This is a genomic window from Paracoccus sp. S4493 (assembly GCF_000967735.1).
GTDB lineage: Bacteria > Pseudomonadota > Alphaproteobacteria > Rhodobacterales > Rhodobacteraceae > Paracoccus > Paracoccus marcusii.
In genome coordinates, this window is sequence record NZ_JXYF01000161.1 from 1 (window position 1) to 445 (window position 445).

At 70.8% G+C, this 445-nt stretch carries 1 protein-coding gene; it reads right to left on the reverse strand.

Going from position 1 to position 445, the window contains the following annotated elements; all coding sequences use genetic code 11:
- Window positions 1–283: response regulator (locus TW83_RS15695; RefSeq protein ID WP_045983720.1), on the reverse strand; the 283-nt coding region annotated here is incomplete at its 3' end.
- Window positions 284–445 lie beyond the last annotated feature (162 nt).

The window sequence follows — 445 nt, forward strand, 5'->3', positions numbered from 1 at the left end:
GCTTAATGGCCTCGACCGCGGTGGCGATGCTGGCGAACCCGGTCAGCACGACGATGCGGGGCGCGGGGTCCATGCCGGCCAGCGCCTGCACGCATTCCAGCCCGCTGCGCCCGGGCAGCTTCAGATCGACCAGCGCCAGGTCCGGGGGGCTCTGCTGCGCCAGCGCGATCCCCTCGTCGGTCGATGACGCATGGCGGACGTCATAGCCGCGGCGGGCAAAGCTTTCCGTCAGCGTCGCGGCCAGCGCGGCATCATCCTCGACGATCAGCAGGCGGCGGGTCATGCGGCGGTCTCCAATGTTGGCAGCAGCAGGGTCACCTGCGCCCCGTGCCGCAGGTTGGCAAGGCGCATCTCTCCGTTCAGGCGGCGCATGACATTGCCCGTTAGGAACAGGCCCAGCCCGCGCCCGGCGCCGTCCTTGTCGCTCTGGAACGGCTGGCCGGGG